17 protein-coding genes are annotated in these 16,288 nt (G+C 50.0%); 10 read left to right on the forward strand and 7 right to left on the reverse strand.

What is annotated here, in order from left to right:
- Window positions 1-54 precede the first annotated feature (54 nt).
- The 4 genes from lptM (at window position 55) to R0I52_RS02375 (ending at window position 4,109) form a co-directional block, all read left to right on the forward strand.
- On the forward strand, window positions 55-369 hold the full coding sequence (gene lptM, locus R0I52_RS02360; protein WP_317052995.1) for an LPS translocon maturation chaperone LptM: 315 nt from the start codon (window positions 55-57) through the stop codon (window positions 367-369).
- A 246-nt stretch (window positions 370-615) separates the two neighbouring features.
- Window positions 616-1,974: a diaminopimelate decarboxylase gene (gene lysA, locus R0I52_RS02365; protein WP_317052996.1), complete on the forward strand. Its 1,359-nt coding sequence runs from the start codon at window positions 616-618 to the stop codon at window positions 1,972-1,974.
- 115 nt (window positions 1,975-2,089) lie between these two features.
- On the forward strand, window positions 2,090-2,977 hold the full coding sequence (gene dapF / locus R0I52_RS02370; RefSeq protein WP_100748787.1) for a diaminopimelate epimerase: 888 nt from the start codon (window positions 2,090-2,092) through the stop codon (window positions 2,975-2,977).
- A 64-nt stretch (window positions 2,978-3,041) separates the two neighbouring features.
- The gene (locus tag R0I52_RS02375) at window positions 3,042-4,109 is read left to right on the forward strand and encodes a tyrosine recombinase XerC (RefSeq protein ID WP_317052997.1); all 1,068 of its coding nucleotides are present in this window, start codon (window positions 3,042-3,044) and stop codon (window positions 4,107-4,109) included.
- A gap of 93 nt (window positions 4,110-4,202) precedes the next feature.
- On the opposite strand, the gene R0I52_RS02380 is transcribed toward R0I52_RS02375, so the two are convergent.
- Window positions 4,203-5,102 (reverse strand): carbon-nitrogen hydrolase family protein, encoded by a 900-nt coding sequence (locus R0I52_RS02380; RefSeq protein ID WP_317052998.1) that lies wholly within the window; start codon window positions 5,100-5,102, stop codon window positions 4,203-4,205.
- A 288-nt stretch (window positions 5,103-5,390) separates the two neighbouring features.
- Here R0I52_RS02380 and rpoN point away from each other — a divergent pair, with 288 nt between their 5' ends.
- Together rpoN and hpf are read left to right on the forward strand one after the other, a co-directional pair.
- Window positions 5,391-7,100: an RNA polymerase factor sigma-54 gene (gene rpoN / locus R0I52_RS02385; protein WP_317052999.1), complete on the forward strand. Its 1,710-nt coding sequence runs from the start codon at window positions 5,391-5,393 to the stop codon at window positions 7,098-7,100.
- Window positions 7,101-7,691: 591 nt separating this feature from the next.
- Window positions 7,692-8,072, forward strand: a complete 381-nt coding sequence (hpf, locus tag R0I52_RS02390; protein WP_105244686.1) for a ribosome hibernation-promoting factor, HPF/YfiA family — start codon at window positions 7,692-7,694, stop codon at window positions 8,070-8,072.
- 272 nt (window positions 8,073-8,344) lie between these two features.
- Here hpf and thiS read toward each other — a convergent pair whose 3' ends face one another.
- The 4 genes from thiS to R0I52_RS02410 form a co-directional block, all read right to left on the reverse strand.
- Window positions 8,345-8,545 carry a sulfur carrier protein ThiS gene (thiS, locus tag R0I52_RS02395; RefSeq protein WP_075101831.1) on the reverse strand — a complete coding sequence of 67 codons (201 nt, stop codon included), beginning with the start codon at window positions 8,543-8,545 and terminating at the stop codon, window positions 8,345-8,347.
- A 114-nt stretch (window positions 8,546-8,659) separates the two neighbouring features.
- Complete coding sequence (locus R0I52_RS02400) at window positions 8,660-9,037, reverse strand: DUF423 domain-containing protein (protein ID WP_317053084.1); 378 nt, start codon at window positions 9,035-9,037, stop codon at window positions 8,660-8,662.
- A gap of 87 nt (window positions 9,038-9,124) precedes the next feature.
- Complete coding sequence (gene rpoH, locus R0I52_RS02405) at window positions 9,125-9,988, reverse strand: RNA polymerase sigma factor RpoH (protein WP_198335748.1); 864 nt, start codon at window positions 9,986-9,988, stop codon at window positions 9,125-9,127.
- A 241-nt stretch (window positions 9,989-10,229) separates the two neighbouring features.
- A complete protein-coding gene (locus R0I52_RS02410; RefSeq protein WP_317053000.1) occupies window positions 10,230-10,688 on the reverse strand; it encodes a sulfurtransferase TusA family protein in 459 nt (152 codons plus the stop codon).
- A 273-nt stretch (window positions 10,689-10,961) separates the two neighbouring features.
- Here R0I52_RS02410 and R0I52_RS02415 point away from each other — a divergent pair, with 273 nt between their 5' ends.
- Window positions 10,962-12,659: a M48 family metalloprotease gene (locus R0I52_RS02415; protein ID WP_317053001.1), complete on the forward strand. Its 1,698-nt coding sequence runs from the start codon at window positions 10,962-10,964 to the stop codon at window positions 12,657-12,659.
- 104 nt (window positions 12,660-12,763) lie between these two features.
- Here the strand turns inward: R0I52_RS02415 and R0I52_RS02420 are convergent, their stop codons facing one another.
- A complete protein-coding gene (locus tag R0I52_RS02420; RefSeq protein WP_317053002.1) occupies window positions 12,764-13,213 on the reverse strand; it encodes a GatB/YqeY domain-containing protein in 450 nt (149 codons plus the stop codon).
- 228 nt (window positions 13,214-13,441) lie between these two features.
- The gene (gene rpsU / locus R0I52_RS02425) at window positions 13,442-13,657 is read right to left on the reverse strand and encodes a 30S ribosomal protein S21 (protein WP_010195908.1); all 216 of its coding nucleotides are present in this window, start codon (window positions 13,655-13,657) and stop codon (window positions 13,442-13,444) included.
- Between the two features lie 443 nt (window positions 13,658-14,100).
- Between rpsU and R0I52_RS02430 the strand changes: the two genes are divergently transcribed.
- The 3 genes from R0I52_RS02430 to tsaD all read left to right on the forward strand — a co-directional run bounded on the left by R0I52_RS02430 (window position 14,101) and on the right by tsaD (window position 16,272).
- Complete coding sequence (locus R0I52_RS02430; RefSeq protein ID WP_317053003.1) at window positions 14,101-14,469, forward strand: hypothetical protein; 369 nt, start codon at window positions 14,101-14,103, stop codon at window positions 14,467-14,469.
- Window positions 14,470-14,546: 77 nt separating this feature from the next.
- Window positions 14,547-15,083: a c-type cytochrome gene (locus R0I52_RS02435; protein ID WP_317053004.1), complete on the forward strand. Its 537-nt coding sequence runs from the start codon at window positions 14,547-14,549 to the stop codon at window positions 15,081-15,083.
- A gap of 151 nt (window positions 15,084-15,234) precedes the next feature.
- The gene (tsaD, locus tag R0I52_RS02440; RefSeq protein WP_317053005.1) at window positions 15,235-16,272 is read left to right on the forward strand and encodes a tRNA (adenosine(37)-N6)-threonylcarbamoyltransferase complex transferase subunit TsaD; all 1,038 of its coding nucleotides are present in this window, start codon (window positions 15,235-15,237) and stop codon (window positions 16,270-16,272) included.
- Window positions 16,273-16,288: the final 16 nt, after the last annotated feature.

Consider the following 16,288-nt stretch of genomic DNA (forward strand, 5'->3'; position numbering starts at 1 on the left):
ACACCATGCTGTTATATACACCATTATCGGTCATTCACATAGGTCATTCACGCTATGCTTTTCACTCGCCGCTCGACTCATCTCCAGAACGCACCCAGCGCAGTCGCTCATCGCCGCGCCGGCCTTTCTTCTATGAAGCCAGTATTTATCATGAGTGCCGTATCACTGCTGGTTTTATCAGGCTGCGGGCAAAAGGGCGGCCTGTATCTGATAGATGATAGCAACCAAACAGTGCAGCAAAGCACAGAGACGTTCGGCAGTACCAGCCATCCGCAAGATGCCGCCTTTGCTGGTATTGATGATGATAAGTATCAGCCGCGCCATGATTGGCAGCTACCAGCGCCCAGTACCGATCCCAACGACTACTAAGGCAAATGACCAAACTAGTAAATTATGAATTCACTAAGCAACTAGCAACTAAGCATCCCAGGGCAGCCGCTTTTAGTATAAGTCAGCTTGTGAGCTTGATTGTTTCGGTGTCCACACTGTTATGGCAGTGTTTGAGAGTCGTTTATATGCTAGTCATGCTATCTTTGATAGGGCTGTTGCCGCGCTAGTCGTGCATTTTTGTCCTTGCCATCTTCTTAATACCTTGATCAATGTAGAGATATTTATATGAGTCATTCTGAGCAAAAAATCGGCGAATCCGTCACTACCCAAACCGCACAAGGGCTGTATATCGACCCGCAGGCGCTAACTGCCCATCTGCCTGCGCTGGATTATCGCGATGGCGCACTGCATATGGAGCAGGTCAATGTCGATGAGGTGGTCAAGCACTACGGCACGCCATGCTATGTATACTCCAAACAAGCAATATTGGACGTTTATCACGCCTATAGCAAAAGCTTTGCCAGTGTAGAGCATCAGATATGCTACGCCGTAAAGGCCAACTCAAACCTTGCGGTGTTAGGGGTGCTGGCACAGGCGGGCGCTGGATTTGATATCGTCTCGCGTGGTGAGCTAATGCGCGTGCTGGCGGCAGGCGGTAGGGCTGATCGCGTGGTATTCTCAGGTGTCGGCAAAACCTATGGCGATATTGAATATGCCCTCACCCAAGGTATCGGCTGCTTTAACATCGAGTCTATCAGCGAGCTTGCGCTGATCAATGAGGTAGCAAAGATGCTGGATAAGCCTGCACCGATCTCGCTACGCGTCAATCCAGACGTCGATGCCAAGACCCATCCATATATCTCAACGGGCCTAAAAGACAATAAGTTTGGTGTCGCGCACCAAGAAGCGCTCGCGGTCTATCAGCAAGCCGCGACTTTATCGCATATTGAGATTGTCGGTATTGACTGTCATATTGGCTCGCAGCTGACAGAAGTGGCGCCTTTTGTGGCGGCATTAGATAAAGTCATTGAGCTGATACAGGGTTTACGTGATAACGGTATTGAGCTGCGTCATATCGATTTAGGCGGGGGCCTTGGCGTCCGCTATATCGACGAGATGCCAGTATCTATCGAGGACTTCGCGCAAGCGTTACTGCCTAAGCTGAGTGAGCTGGGATTGACGGTGTTTTTTGAGCCGGGCCGTAGCATCGTGGCCAATGCAGGCGTGCTGTTGACCCGAGTTGATGTCCTCAAGCCGACAGCGCACAAAAACTTTGCCATCGTCGATGCGGCAATGAATGATTTGATCCGTCCAGCGCTCTATCAGGCTGAAATGGCAGTGATACCGACTGTGCTGCCAAGCGCTGGTATCGAGACGCCTGATACCCAAACGTGGGATATCGTCGGCGCTATCTGTGAGACAGGCGACTTTTTGGCAAAAGATCGTCTGCTTTCCTTACAGACAGGCGATACGCTGGCCATCACAGGAGCGGGGGCTTATGGCTTTACCATGAGTAGTAACTACAACTCACGCCCGCGCGCCAGTGAAGTCATGGTAGCGGGCGAGCGTCATCAACTGATTCGCCAGCGCGAGACAGTCGAGGCGCTCTATGCAGATGAGCAGCTGTGGCAGGACACGCCCTAGCCAGTATGGCCGAACTGATGACGATAATTGGGTATTTAACGGTGATAATTATCATTGTATCTGACAGCGTGCTAATATAACGCATACATAAAAATTAGGATAGGATATCAAGGGTATGCTAATAGAATTTACAAAAATGCATGGTCTGGGCAATGATTTTATGGTCATCGATTTGGTGACCCAGCGCTTAGATCTCACCAGAGAGTTGGTGCAATTGTTGGGCGATCGTCATCTCGGTATCGGCTTTGATCAGTTATTGGTCGTCGAGCCGCCGATGCGTCCTGACGTGGATTTTAGCTATCGTATTTTTAATACCGATGGTACAGAGGTAGAACAGTGCGGCAATGGCGCGCGCTGCTTTGCTCGTTTTGTGCAGGCACGAAAGCTATCATTTAAACAGCGCCTGCGTGTCGAGACGGCCAGCGGCATCATCTCGTTGACCACCGACCGTTACGGCTGGGTCGAGGTCGATATGGGCAAGCCCAAGTTTGAGCCAGATGAGATTCCCTTTACCCCAAAAGCCACTACCAAGATTCAAAACGCCTATCATCTCGATGTCGATGGCACGCCTGTGCAGCTTTATGTGGCCAATATGGGCAATCCCCATGCGGTAATCAAGGTCGATGACGTCTTAAGCGCTGATGTCGAGATGTTAGGTAAAGCCATCGAGTCGCACCCTGCTTTTCCAGAGCGGGTTAATGTCGGCTTTATGCAAATCATGAATCAGCGGCACATTCGCTTGCGTGTCTATGAGCGCGGCGTGGGCGAGACCCAAGCGTGTGGTACAGGTGCCTGTGCGGCGGTGGCTGTCGGTATTCGTGAAGGCTGGCTCGACGAGGGCGAAGAGATACGCGCGCAGCTATATGGCGGTAGCATGATTATCAAGTGGCAGCCTGGTTATTCGGTGATGATGACCGGCCCGACGGCCTTTGTCTACGAAGGGGTGTTTAGTCCGGATGGGCTGATGGCGCAAGCGGGTATCAAACCAAGCTCTGAGGGCTAATAAAAATCGCCCAGCGTGTACGTTTAGCGAGTAGGTAACAGCGATGGTCATGTCCAGCAAAAGGATGTCTCATAACAAGGCGCAGCGACGCACCAGTCAAACACAAGACTTAGAGCGAGCGGCAGCTTTAGCAGTAGACGACGCCTCAAAAGCGCGGCGCTCAGGCTCGCTGGCGGCAAACAGAGAGGCCGATGCGGCACTGCGTGAGCTGCTGTCCCCAGTGCATCGCTGGCTCAACACCTTGTCGGTACGCAATCATTCTGAGCACACCTTGACGGCTTATTTTGCTGGGTTAAATCAGCTGGCGCTGTTTTTGCGGGGCAAGCGTCTGACATGGACGCGCTGTGACAAACGTCAGTTGGCTCAGCATATCAGCCAGCGCCTCGATGAAGACAAGCTTGCCCTGGCCAGCGTCCAACAGGAGCTGTCTGCCATTCGCCATTTTTATGGTTGGCTGATAGAGGAGGGTGTAGCCCGTATCAACCCAACCACTGGTTATCAGCTCAAACGCAGTGCCAGACCTCTACCGTCTATCGCGGATGTCGATTTACTCACCCAATTGCTTGAGCAAGAAGTGCCCGATACCCCAGAGCAGGCGCGCCTTTGGTTACGTGATAAGGCGATGTTTGAGCTGCTATATAGCAGTGGTCTTCGTGTCGGCGAGCTGGTGGCACTTGATATGAGCGATATCGATTTGTCTGACTTACGCGTGCGCGTCACAGGAAAAGGCAACAAAACGCGTTTGCTACCGCTAGGGCGCAAAGCTGCTGAGGCCATACGCCGCTATCTGCCACACCGTGAGCTATGGGTTGAGCAGATGGACACCGCGTTGTTTATCAGCGAAAAGCTGGGCACCCGCCTATCGACCAGAGCAGTGCAGCAGCGCCTAAAAGTGGCCGCTGCCCGCGCTGGTATCGCCCAAAACATGTATCCACATTTGCTGCGCCACTGTTTTGCCTCACACATGCTCTCAGGCAGTGGCGACCTGCGTGCGGTACAAGAAATGCTCGGACACAGTGATATCAGTACCACACAAATCTATACCCATGTTGATTTTGCCAAGCTCACGCAGGTTTATGACCGCGCTCATCCGCGTGCCACTCACACACAAGTTGATGGTGATACCGAGTAGGTTTGGCCTTATCTATAAGGTTCTATCGTCTTGTGCCTTGTGACGGCATTGCCCTATTAACAATTTAATCATCAAATTATTTGTCAGACAGCTTTACGCCAAACGGTGACAGTCAAAAATCGGCAATTTTTGTCGTCCTTGCTGCTGTTGCGATTTTTCTAAAGATGCCATCACCATGGCATAGCCCTGGTTTTCTGTGGCGCTCATTTTTTGTAGCTCGCTGTCATCGTAGCTGCTGAGCACCGTGCCATCGTAGCCGGTGATGGCAGCATGTCCCCATGTCTGCCGTGTGTGACCGTCCTGATAAGTGTGGTCTCCCCCTTGCGCCGCCCCAATCACCATGCATTGACTGTCTAGTGCCCGTGCCCGTAACAGCAGTGACCAATGCGCTTGCCCAGTCAAATAGGTAAAGGCTGAAGGAGCGCTCAGCATATCCGCCCCGGCTTGACGCAGGCGCTGAGCCAACGCTGGAAAACGCAAATCAAAGCAGACCATCATACCCAGCTGGTAGACCATATCATCAGTCTCTAGCGGTGCCACGACGGTTTGGGTGCCAGGCTCAAAGGTCGCCGCTTCATTATAGCTGCCTGTTTTGTCAGCGACTGTCGCGGTAAACAGATGAATCTTGTCATAGCGAGCCACGCGCGTACCGTCAGGGGCAAACACTTGGCTGACTTGACGCAGCCTGCCGTCAGGGACGACGATACCATCAGGGCGATAAGGGCAAGGCAATGAGCCTGCCAGCACATAGATACCATGAGTGCTGGCATAGCCTGCTATCGTCGATGATAGCTCATCGAAGCGCTTGGCTGTGGCAGACTGTTGCCCCATACTACAGCAGTTTTCTGGTAGCACCACCATGTGGGCGCCTTGCTGGGCGGCGGCGCTAATGGCCGTCTCTATGTCTGCTAGGTTTTGCTCGATGTCCTGCTGGCTATTCATTTGAATGGCAGCGACGGCAAATGATTGGTCGTTTGCTTGGTTGTGGTTCATAGTATTCTCAATTGTGTTTTAGTTGTCGTTGGTTTTGTTGTTTATTTTCATATTGAGCTTTTGCAGGCTTTGCCAGTTGTCTGTGTCGGCATGCCAGCAATGATAGCGAAAATATTGATTTTAGAAGGTTTTATAGTAATAGTAAAATAAGCGTATCTGGGCTAGGCATAAATTATCGTAGCAAAATTGCAACAAAAAATGCTATCGTCGTGTCCTGTTAGGGCTAAATCGCAATTTTAGCCAGTTGTTTATTGACTATCACTATCGTCGGAGTGTAATAAGCCACCCATGAGTATGTCGTTCGGATTGGCAACTACGCTGAGCACCTCACAAAAACTGACCCCGCAGATGCAGCAAGCCATTAAGTTGCTGCAGCTCTCTAGTCTTGAGCTGGCGCAAGAGGTTCAGGCCAAGCTCGATAGCAATCCTCTGCTCGAACGCATCGAGGACGATGAAGAATATGGCGATGGTGAGGGCTCTGACAGCGGCGCGAACGACAGTATGGAGGCGGCTACGCATAGCTTGACGCTTGATGATTGGAATCAGACGACGGCCACCGATGCGTTTAGTAGCACCGCAAAAGAGACGGGCGAGTATGGGGCAGATAGTGGCGTAGACGTAGATATTGACCGTTTGGCGACAGCTGGTCTGGAGACAAACGGCGATCCTGCAGGTGATGATAATCTAACGGACTTCGACGCAGCGGCCTACAATGATGACAGTGTCGCTGACTATCGTACAGATAACTATCATACCGATAACTATGCATCCGCCGCGAGCAGTCCAACTAGCAGCAGCGCGCCGCACGCGAATGAGGACTTTGATAGCTATCAAGGGGGCACCTCTGCCACTATTCAAGACCATGTGCGTTGGCAACTAAACTTTAAGCGTTTATCAGACACCGATACCTTGATCGCTGAGTATTTGATAGATTCGATGGATGAGATGGGGTTTGTTCGGCTCGATATCGATGAGCTGTTACAGAGCTTGGATACCATGGCCAGCTTTTATCAGTGGGAGGAGCGTGTCGAGCGCGATGAGATATTGGCCGTGCTTCGTATTGTCCAGTCTTGCGATCCACTTGGCGTTGGCGCTCGTGATTTAAGCGAATGCCTTGCCCTGCAGCTCGCAAAGCTCGATCCTAGTACCGCATATCTAAAAGAAGCTCACGCGCTTTTATCTGCCAGTGAGTATTTGGTCAGCAATAATATCAAGGCATTGACCGAGCACACAGGGCTGACCCCTGAGGACATCATGCCTGCCTTGACGTTACTGCGCACATTGACCCCGTTACCAGGCGTTGCCTTTCAAAAAAATCAGCCTGATTATGCTCAGTCGCCAGACAGCTACGACATACCCGATGTGCTAGTCACACCCATTCGTCGCCCTACGGGTTTGCCTGACGCGCAGGAGGCCGGCTGGCAAGTACGCCTAAACCCTGAGACGCTACCCAAGCTACGGGTCAATCAAGAGTACGCCAGCTTGGTCAAGCGCGGTGATGATAGCCTTGATAATCAGTACCTGCGTGACAACCTCACCGATGCCAGATTATTTATCAGGAGTATCGAAGAGCGCAATCAAAACCTACTAAAAGTCGCGACCAGCATCGTGCATCATCAACAAGCGTTTTTGCAGCAGGGTGCCACCGCCATGCAGCCATTGGTTCTCAAAGCCATTGCCGATGAGGTCGGGCTGCACGAATCGACGGTCTCACGCTTGACCACCAGCAAAACCATTTTGACACCGCAGGGCTTATTTTCGCTTAAGCACTTTTTTTCTTCGCATGTTAGCAGCGCAGATGGTGATATCTCATCGACCGCTATTAGCGTCATGATAAAACAGCTGATCGCCGACGAAGACCCCAAAAAGCCCTTATCAGACAGACGTATCAAAGAGACGCTATTGGCTGATGGTATCGATATCGCTCGGCGTACGGTGGCCAAGTACCGTGAAGCGATGAATATCGGCTCGTCCACCCAGCGTAGACAAAAATACTAACGCATCTTTTTATCTTCAAGCACTCGTGTTCAGGCGCTTATTTTCGAATAGATATGTCTTTAGCCCATTTTATTTTATATGCTCGAAAACTAAAATAGCGCCGCTAGTATCACGATATGAGCGGCGTTATTTTTTTGCGTCGATATCAGCCATAGACCATGCTGCTGTGTTGCTGCACTCTATATCTAGTTATAAAAAATAAAATTTTTTGATTATATAGAAACTTGATAGAAACAACAGTTTTTATTACATTTAATTACAATTTAATGGCTTGCTACTACGCCGCTTTCATGACAAATTAGAGTCATACCAACAACGAAACCCAAGTACAAAATCTAAGTGTTTAACCTTAGTACGTATTTATAGAATGTATTTACCTTTACGGTATTTATCTTCATTAACAATCAAAGAGACGATATAAGGGTACGTTGATTTTTTGCTAAAGATACTGGTTGCTAACGGTCTATCTATCAGAGACATAGCTAACAAAGGTCTTAGATTTGATTAATGAGTTGTTGGTAAGGCAGGGTGATACAGGCAGGACGGCTATGTCATCTGTTGATTGTGAGTCATAAACAAAAGGACAGTAATATGAATGTTTCTATCAGTGGTCATCATATCAGTGTTACCGAAGCCATGGACAAGGCAGTTCGCGAAAAGCTAGAAAAAGTAGAGCGACATTTTGATCAGATACAGAGTATTAAAGTGATACTATCGCTCGATAATAGCGGCGCCAGTGACGGCGGCATGAAGAGCCATAAGGCCGAAGCCATTATGCGAGTGGCGGGTCAAGAGATGTTTGTTCAGGCATGTGAAGATGATATGTACAAAGCCATCAACGACATGGCCGACAAGCTCGATAGACAAGTCCGTAAGTACAAAACCCGTCAAGAGCGTAAGAAAACGCAAGGGGCAGGACGTGATGGGCGTTATCAGGATGTGACGCCAGCCGAGATAGCGCCAGCAGTATGATCCCATTAGGGCCTAATAGGGCGTAGAACAATACAACTACTATTATAATGTCATTACTCTATTAGGCCTTAATTTCTTATAAACAAATAAACGTCACAAAATAAAAGACCTTAGCTCATAAGTGCTAAGGTCTTTTTTTCGCCATTTACTATATCAAAGCCGGTTGCTATATCAGAGCTATTTAATCAGAGCCGCTTATTATTAGCATAGCGATTTTATGTAGAACTGACGATACGTAACGACAGGGTAAATAGCTATACGGTCGTTAAGACCTAGCCACCGCCGACGGCTTGTACCACTTCGATGCTCATGCCTTCTTTGACACGCATGCCAGCAAGCTCACTTTTTGGTATCAGCTCGCCGTCGACTTCTACCGCATAGCGACCTTTACTCAGGCCCAGCTCATTGATGACCAGCTGCACCGTCTGGTGTGTGGTTTGTAGATGTTTACCGTTGACACTAATGGTACTCATAACAGATGCTCCCTAATGCAGTCTTGTTCCTTTCATCGGCGCTGATATATAGGTCATACTATCAGTCGCCTTACTTTTTATCGTTTTTTTATCATGGCTATCAGCGATGACAAGCTATTTTGCGGCTACCGACTTGATGGCAAACGCGGATATCGCCAGCCATAGCCAGCCTGCTATCATCAGAACGCCGCCGATAGGCGTGATAGCGCCAAACCAGCGCGGCGCGCCCAGCGTCATCGCATATAGGCTACCAGCAAATATGATAATACCGATTTGTAGCAGCCATGCAGGGGTTTGCGCGACGTACCTTAGACGTATCAACACGCCGACGATCAGCAGACCGAGCGCATGGACAAATAAATACAGCGTTGCGGTATGCCACCACTCTAACTGCTGCAGACTGACGAGGTTTTTTAGACCATGCGCGCCAAATGCCCCTAGAGCCACGGCAATGGCCATATTAATTGCCGCAATTCCTATCCAATTTACCATAGAAAAACTCGTGTTATGTACTGCATCATGCTCTGCATTATCTATTGCCATGAACTAGCGATCCTATTACCTTGTACTCTGTGCTGTCTATTGAATGTCATCAGGTAAGATAACGCTATCGATGGTCATGGCATCGCGAATCTTGTCCATGGCGTTTTTTTCGATCTGGCGCACGCGCTCCGCTGAGATAGAGTAGACTGCTGCCAGCTCATGCAAGGTGGATTTTTGCTCAGAGAGCCAGCGCTGCTCGACGATGTCACGTGAGCGATCATCCAATGTGCCCATCGCAGCAAGCAGTGCTGAGGAATTGTTTTCTTCCCAGTCTTCTTCTTCGAGCTGCTCGGCGGGGTCGATGCCATCTTCTAAAAACAACTGCGGCGCATAGCGGCCATCGTCATCATCGCTAGATTGCGCTTCAAATGAGGCGTCGTAAGAGGTCAGGCGCGATTCCATCTCTAGCACTTGCTTACGCGTGACGTTTAAGTCCTTGGCAATGGCATCCGCTTCTTCTAGCGTTAGCTGGTTGTTGGTTTTCTTTAAGCTGCGTAAATTAAAAAACAGCTTACGGTGCGCTTTGGTGGTAGCGACTTTGACGATACGCCAGTTACGAATCACAAACTCATGAATCTCCGCCTTGATCCAATGAACGGCAAAGGATACCAAACGTACGCCTTTATTAGGATCAAAGCGTTTGACCGCCTTCATCAGCCCTAAGTTACCTTCTTGAATCAAGTCCGCCTGCGGCAATCCGTAGCCTGAATAGCTACGAGCGATATGAATGACAAAACGCAGATGTGACATCACCAATAAGCGCGCCGCTTCTACATCGCCTTCGTCATAGTAGCGATGCGCCAGCTCCTGCTCTTGGGTCGGTGTCAAGATGGGGATTTGATGGACGGTATTGATATAGGCACCCAAGTTGACGCCTGGCGCGGACAAGTGGGTCGGCATCGCAGGCACCAAGTCACGGGTGCTAGTGTCGCCAAGGGTGCGAGCGTCGTAGGGTGGCCGCTCGGCCGCGGCTTTTAGCGCCGCATCGCGTGCTTCATTTTTTATCGGCGCTGCCTCGTCTTTTTTACTCGTTTTTGCAGCATTATTAGAAGGATTAGCCATATTTTTGACCTTGGTTAAATAGTTAAGCAAATCGTCAGATAAAAATCTTTATAGTTGTAATTGTAAAGGATAGCCATCGTTAGTTGCTATCGGTTTTGGTAATGATGAAGTGATATATTGTATCGAAATGCGCGACAGATTTATCGTCATTGGCAGGTTGATAGGTCACTTCATGGACGCTTAAAGACAAGGGTGCTGCGCTGCCCGTTTGCTGGCTTTGGCGACAAAACGCGGTGATATCTGCTTGTGAGTTGGGGTCGGTCGCCACCACATATAGCGACTCGCCTGCTGCCACCTCACGCAGAGCCACTTTGGCCTTTAATAAAGGCATCGGGCAGGGCAGTCCGCGGCCGTCGACCAGTTTTTTTATCGTCAGGCGCGGCGGTATCATGTCCAGCGGCGTATCGCTGATGAGTACTGCGTCACCCAGCAATCGTAGCAGCTCGCAGCTTTGCTGTTGCTCAGTTGCAGGCAAATCCGCCGCAAAGTAAATAACGTCAGAGGCGGGGCGGGTAATGGGCTGACTATCGGCAGACATAAACAAACCTTATCGTATGCGAGGGTTTTAACTTAAGAGAGGGGTGATGGTTTGTCATTATAACAAATAGCGCACGGGCGATTGCAGTTGAATATAGTCAACGTCATATTCGGTTCATTAGAATGATAATGAGATAACGATTGCACAGTCATGTTGCACAATCGTGACGGTCTGCGTGGTGATTGGTAGTCACAGGCGCGGGACAATTGATTTTGCCCAAACAAGCTCGTATAGTCGAAACGACGTTAGGATTTATTTGTATAGGATGCGCATTTGTTTAATTTTCATCAATCGCTCAAAGGCCGTACAGTCGCCTATGAAGTAGCATCGTCGCCGACTTTGCTGACGCCTGATGCTGTCTCTATCCATAGGCGCAGCATGGCTCACCGGCTATCCTTATCTATCCTATCAGCGGCGATATTGACCATATCGGCGATGACCGCTGTGACCCCTAAGAGTAGCCACGCCGCCGGCAGCGATTTGCGCCAAGCGCTGTCTGCGCCTTATGATTCTTGGCAGTCCACTGACACACAAGAGCTAAGTTTGCCAAGCTTACGCGGGCAAGGGCTGAGCTTTGCTGAGCAGTATCAAAATAAGCTGCTCGGTGAGTGGTCATTACGCAATATCAATAAAAGCATCAAGATGGAGCATGACCCGTGGATACACGAGACCGTCAAAGACATGACATGGCGGCTCAATGCGCAAGCAAGACAGCAGGCACCGATGGGCTTGGTCATTATTGATAATCCAAGTATCAACGCTTTTGCCGCGCCAGGGGGCGTCATCGGTATTAATACAGGGACGATACTCGCCGCCAGTAGTATGGATGAACTGGCAAGCGTCGTTGCTCACGAAGTTGCTCATATTAGTCAACGCCACTATGAGAGCGGGGCAGACGAGCGCAAAAAAGCGCTACTGATGCAGATAGGCGGTATGCTGGCAGCCATTGCCGCATCGGCGGTCGATGGAGATGCTGCCGCGGCCGTGATGATGGGGAGCCAGACGGCGACGATGAACAGCAGCATGGCGTTTAGCCGTAATAACGAGCGCGAGGCCGACCGTGTGGGCATGCAAATTATGACCCAAGCGGGTTATGATCCAAGGGCGATGCCAAGGTTTTTTGCCACTATGAATCAGCAAAGCCAGCTCAATCAAGTTGAAAATCGATTTTTACCAAGCTTTGTGCGCTCGCATCCACTGAGCAACGAGCGTTTGAGCGAATCGCAAAGCCGAGCCCAGCATTATCCACCTTTATCATTGTCCGAGCAGCAGCGCCACCAAGCACTGTTTGATCTGCTTTATTGGCGCGTACAGAGTACAGGTCAGCATGCGTCAGAAACGGTGCTGACGACAGCCGCCAAAAACAGCGTTGGGGCCAAGCTGGCATTGATGCACTGGTATGGTGAGCAGCAGCGCTTTGATGATGCCAATGAGGTACTTGCATCGCTAAGCAAACTGCCCGCAGCTCGGCGTCAACGACTAGAGCCACTTTTATCGATTACTCATAGCCAGTTGTTAGCTGAGCAAGGCAATTGGGCAAAAGCGGCGGACATTCTGGCCAGTCAGCAGCGCCTATATCCTGAGCGCCGTGACCTGCGACTCTATTTGGCAGAGGCGCTGACCAATAGCAATCAGCCGCTCCAAGCGCAGGCATTACTCAAGCCTTTGACTCAGCAGCAGCCAAGTGACCGCTATGCGTGGCAAAGCCTGCAATTGGCCAACGAAAAACTGGCCAAAACCACCACCACACCAAAGCTGGCCAATATCGCCACCATCAATGCGTTGCGCTATCGCAGTCATGACCAGCTGTGGAGTGGGCGTTATGATGCCGCGCTCACCTCGTTGACACAAGCCAAGCAGCTGGCAGACAATCTCCAAAACACTGCGCAAGCTGGTAGCGCGCGCCCGCTATTGGCCAATATCAATGCTGAAATCAAAAACGTAAAAACCGCCCAAGACTTTGAGCCTTAGACGGTTATTGACTTAGACGGTTATTGATTTGGGCACTTACTGATGTAAATGCTCACTGATATACAGCTGCTCACGCGAAACCGTTATACTTAGATTTGCAGCGCTTAGCCTTGTAGCGCGTTTTTGACCAGCTTTGAGATGGTGGCAGGGTCGGCGCGGCCTGCTGTTTTGCTCTTTAGCGCGCCCATGACACTGCCCATATCGCGCATCGATGTTGCGCCTTGTGCTTGAATCTCTGCATTGACCAAGGCGGCAAGCTCGTCATCGTCCATCTGGGCAGGCATAAACTCATTAATGACATCGATCTCAAACTGTTCTTTGGCTGCCAAATCATCACGGCCGTTTTCGGTAAAGATACCGAGTGACTCTTGGCGCTGTTTTAGCTGCTTTTGCAAGACTTCTAAGACGGCGGCATCGTCTAGCTCGGTCTGACGGTCGATCTCGATTTGTTTGACGACTGACTGCACGTTGCGTAGCACCTTGACGCGCTCGAGCTCACGCGCTTTCATAGAAGCTTTGATGCTGTCTGACAGTGTTTGTTTGAGTTGGCTCATTGTTATTATCCTTATGGGTTAGAGATTAGGGAAGCGTGCCATAAAAACAGCCTGCGCTGGTGTTTTTTATGGATATGGTTTTATGAGTATAGTTTTATGAATACAGTATGAGCTGATAACAATATATCAATAATAATAACAAAAATTGTAGCACAAAAAACGCCACTGATATCGATCGATAGCAGTGGCGTTCCTGTAGCGCTGGTATTTAGCTAATCAAATAAGTGATTAGTACATACGAGTGGTACGAATGGTTTCGCGTTGCAATTTTTTCTTATAACGCTTTACAGCAGCGGCTTTTTTGCGCTTGCGTACTTGCGTTGGTTTTTCATAAAACTCACGCTTACGTACGTCTGATAGTACGCCGGCTTTTTCACAAGCACGTTTGAAACGACGGATAGCGATGTCAACTGGTTCGTTTTCTTTAACCTTAACTGCAGGCATGAAGACTCCTTGATTAGGATGAGATATAAGGGCATTAGTTTGGCTGTATAGTAGTATTTAGCCGTAATATCTCAAGATTACCGGCATCAGCTCAAACTAGGACAATTTTGTACTAGAGCACAAGGGCGAGTATTTTAATAAAAAAGAGCCGTAAAGTCAATGGTTTTTGCTGATTAATCCATAATTATCATTAAGTTGCGCCCTTTTGTCCACTGGTACAGTGCAGCGGCGTCATTAATACCAAACAAAAGCGACTCATGTCGTGATAAGGTGTGATTGGTCACTGCAAGGTGAGATGGACTATATGCATCCGTAGAGCCGTTTTTGGCAAGTATGACCAACAAGAAAAAACCCTACTGTCTATAACGGTTTGGGTAGAGTTTATGCTATGATTATTTGCATCATATCAATCGTTTTATGTGCACTTTATTGAGGATGTTGCAATGAAAAAATCCGTACTAAATACGGCGCTAAGCACCGCATTTATCGTCGCTTTAGGCTTTGGTATCAGCGCGTGTAGTGGCGACAAAGAGGGCGAGTCGCATCAAGTGTTGGCCAAAGACCGCGTTGATGAAGCCTCTGAGCTTGCCCGTAGCAACGCCCCTGCCGCTGAACAAATGGACTTCCCCGAGACAGCGCCGATGACGACAGAAAGCACTGATGATGAAAGTACCGATACTGAAGGCACAGAGGCCCAGGGTGAGGCAGTAGATGCTGACACTGCTGAGGCCGCGGATGCTGATAGCGCAGCTGCCATGCCAGCTAGTGATGCGGAAGCAGACGCCGATGCTGAGCCTGCGACCAACGAGTAACACTCTTTTGATGGTCTATCAGTGTATGCGCTGTCGTCGGCAGCCATCGATATACAATAGCAAATAGAGGTGTGATCATGATGAACAAACCACAGCGTATAAATACATTGACCGTATCGGCCATCAGCATCAGTGCATTATTGATGCTAAGCGCTTGTAGTGACAATAATACTGCCGAGCCGCCCGCTGACGCGCCTGCCGAAACGAGCACGGCAGTAGAGGAGGCACCTGCCGCCGCGCCTGAAGCGTCTGAGCCGTTAACGTCTGAACCGCAGACGTCTGAGCCAGATGCAGTAGAAGCGCCAGCAACGACGACAGCTGAACCGGCCGAAACAGTCGAGCCACCAACCCCAGATGAGCCTGAGGTACTAGCGGCTGACGCAGGGGCGAAGCTATACGAGTCCAACTGTAAGGTCTGCCACGAAGCAGGTCTGCTCGATGCACCAAAATACGGTGATAAAGCAGCGTGGACGCCGCGTCTTGCTAAGGGTATAGATACGCTACATATGCACTCAGCGCAGGGCTTTAACAAGATGCCCGCGCAGGCGACTGACAAGGTAAGCGAAGCGGAGGTTTATGCAGCGGTCGATTATATGGTAGCTGCCGTGAGCTGATTTAGGCGATATGAGCCATTGAAATTTGCTAAAATGGCCGTCATTGTGACAGACAATGGCGGTTTTTTTGTGCAAGTGCTTAGATAGAGAGTCGCAGATAAAAGCGTGGTCAAAACCAACACGCAGACCAAGGTATGATGAAGGCAAAAACATGAAAGTATTGGGTTTAGAGACGTCTTGTGATGAGACGGGGCTGGCGATCTTTGACAGTGAGCAAATGGGTAGCGACAATCAAGGTTTGGTCGGGCAGGTACTGTATTCACAAATAGAGCTGCACGCCCTTTATGGCGGCGTGGTACCCGAGCTTGCCAGCCGCGATCATATTCGCAAGCTGGTGCCATTGCTCAATGAGCTGCTCGAGCAGTGTGATGTCAAAAAAAGCGAGCTCGATGCCGTCGCGTATACCAAAGGCCCAGGCCTGATCGGTGCGCTGATGACGGGCGCGCTATTTGGTCGCAGCTTGGCATACGGCCTGGATGTCCCTGCGATTGGGGTCCATCATATGGAAGGGCATCTGCTGGCGCCGCTGATGGGTGCCAATCCGCCAGCGTTTCCGTTTGTCTCGCTACTGGTATCTGGCGGTCACACGCAGCTGATCGCCGCACAGGGTATTGGACAATATGAAATCCTAGGTGAGTCCATCGATGATGCCGCGGGTGAGTGCTTTGATAAAGCGGCCAAAATGCTCGGCCTGCCGTATCCTGGTGGCCCTAATATCGCTAAATTAGCCGAAAATGGCGACCCCAGTGCTTATGATTTGCCGCGTCCGATGCTGCACCGTGGACTGGACTTTTCTTTTAGCGGTATGAAAACAGCGGTGCATAATCTTATTAAGGATACAGATGGCTCTGGCAGCGACCCACAAGTGCGCGCCGATATTGCCGCCAGCTTCCAACATGCCATGGTCGATACGCTAGTCAAAAAATGCGTGAAGGCGTTAAAACAAGTAGAGATGAGTCGCCTAGTCATCGCAGGTGGGGTCAGCGCCAATACGCACTTGCGGAAGACCTTGGAGCGTGAGCTGGCCAAGATCAATGCCACCGTGCATTACGCGCCACCAGCGTTATGTACCGATAATGGAGCGATGATTGCTTATGCTGGCTTTGAGCGTCTGCAAGCAGGGCAGGCTGATGATCTAGCCGTCAGCTGCGTACCGCGTTGGCCGATGACGGAGTTACCTGCGGTTTAATGTTTAGCAGCCATAT

The sequence above is a fragment of the Psychrobacter sp. CAM01 genome (assembly GCF_032842965.1).
GTDB lineage: Bacteria > Pseudomonadota > Gammaproteobacteria > Pseudomonadales > Moraxellaceae > Psychrobacter > Psychrobacter celer.

What these genes read in the sequence shown, in the direction of transcription:
- lptM (WP_317052995.1), top strand. Translation starts at nt 55, where the DNA reads ATGCTTTTCACTCGCCGCTCGACTCATCTCCAGAACGCACCCAGCGCA.
- lysA (WP_317052996.1), top strand. Translation starts at nt 616, where the DNA reads ATGAGTCATTCTGAGCAAAAAATCGGCGAATCCGTCACTACCCAAACC.
- dapF (WP_100748787.1), top strand. Translation starts at nt 2,090, where the DNA reads ATGCTAATAGAATTTACAAAAATGCATGGTCTGGGCAATGATTTTATG.
- R0I52_RS02375 (WP_317052997.1), top strand. Translation starts at nt 3,042, where the DNA reads ATGTCTCATAACAAGGCGCAGCGACGCACCAGTCAAACACAAGACTTA.
- R0I52_RS02380 (WP_317052998.1), bottom strand. Translation starts at nt 5,102, where the DNA reads ATGAACCACAACCAAGCAAACGACCAATCATTTGCCGTCGCTGCCATT.
- rpoN (WP_317052999.1), top strand. Translation starts at nt 5,391, where the DNA reads ATGAGTATGTCGTTCGGATTGGCAACTACGCTGAGCACCTCACAAAAA.
- hpf (WP_105244686.1), top strand. Translation starts at nt 7,692, where the DNA reads ATGAATGTTTCTATCAGTGGTCATCATATCAGTGTTACCGAAGCCATG.
- thiS (WP_075101831.1), bottom strand. Translation starts at nt 8,545, where the DNA reads ATGAGTACCATTAGTGTCAACGGTAAACATCTACAAACCACACACCAG.
- R0I52_RS02400 (WP_317053084.1), bottom strand. Translation starts at nt 9,037, where the DNA reads ATGGTAAATTGGATAGGAATTGCGGCAATTAATATGGCCATTGCCGTG.
- rpoH (WP_198335748.1), bottom strand. Translation starts at nt 9,988, where the DNA reads ATGCCGACCCACTTGTCCGCGCCAGGCGTCAACTTGGGTGCCTATATC.
- R0I52_RS02410 (WP_317053000.1), bottom strand. Translation starts at nt 10,688, where the DNA reads ATGTCTGCCGATAGTCAGCCCATTACCCGCCCCGCCTCTGACGTTATT.
- R0I52_RS02420 (WP_317053002.1), bottom strand. Translation starts at nt 13,213, where the DNA reads ATGAGCCAACTCAAACAAACACTGTCAGACAGCATCAAAGCTTCTATG.
- rpsU (WP_010195908.1), bottom strand. Translation starts at nt 13,657, where the DNA reads ATGCCTGCAGTTAAGGTTAAAGAAAACGAACCAGTTGACATCGCTATC.
- R0I52_RS02430 (WP_317053003.1), top strand. Translation starts at nt 14,101, where the DNA reads ATGAAAAAATCCGTACTAAATACGGCGCTAAGCACCGCATTTATCGTC.
- R0I52_RS02435 (WP_317053004.1), top strand. Translation starts at nt 14,547, where the DNA reads ATGATGAACAAACCACAGCGTATAAATACATTGACCGTATCGGCCATC.
- tsaD (WP_317053005.1), top strand. Translation starts at nt 15,235, where the DNA reads ATGAAAGTATTGGGTTTAGAGACGTCTTGTGATGAGACGGGGCTGGCG.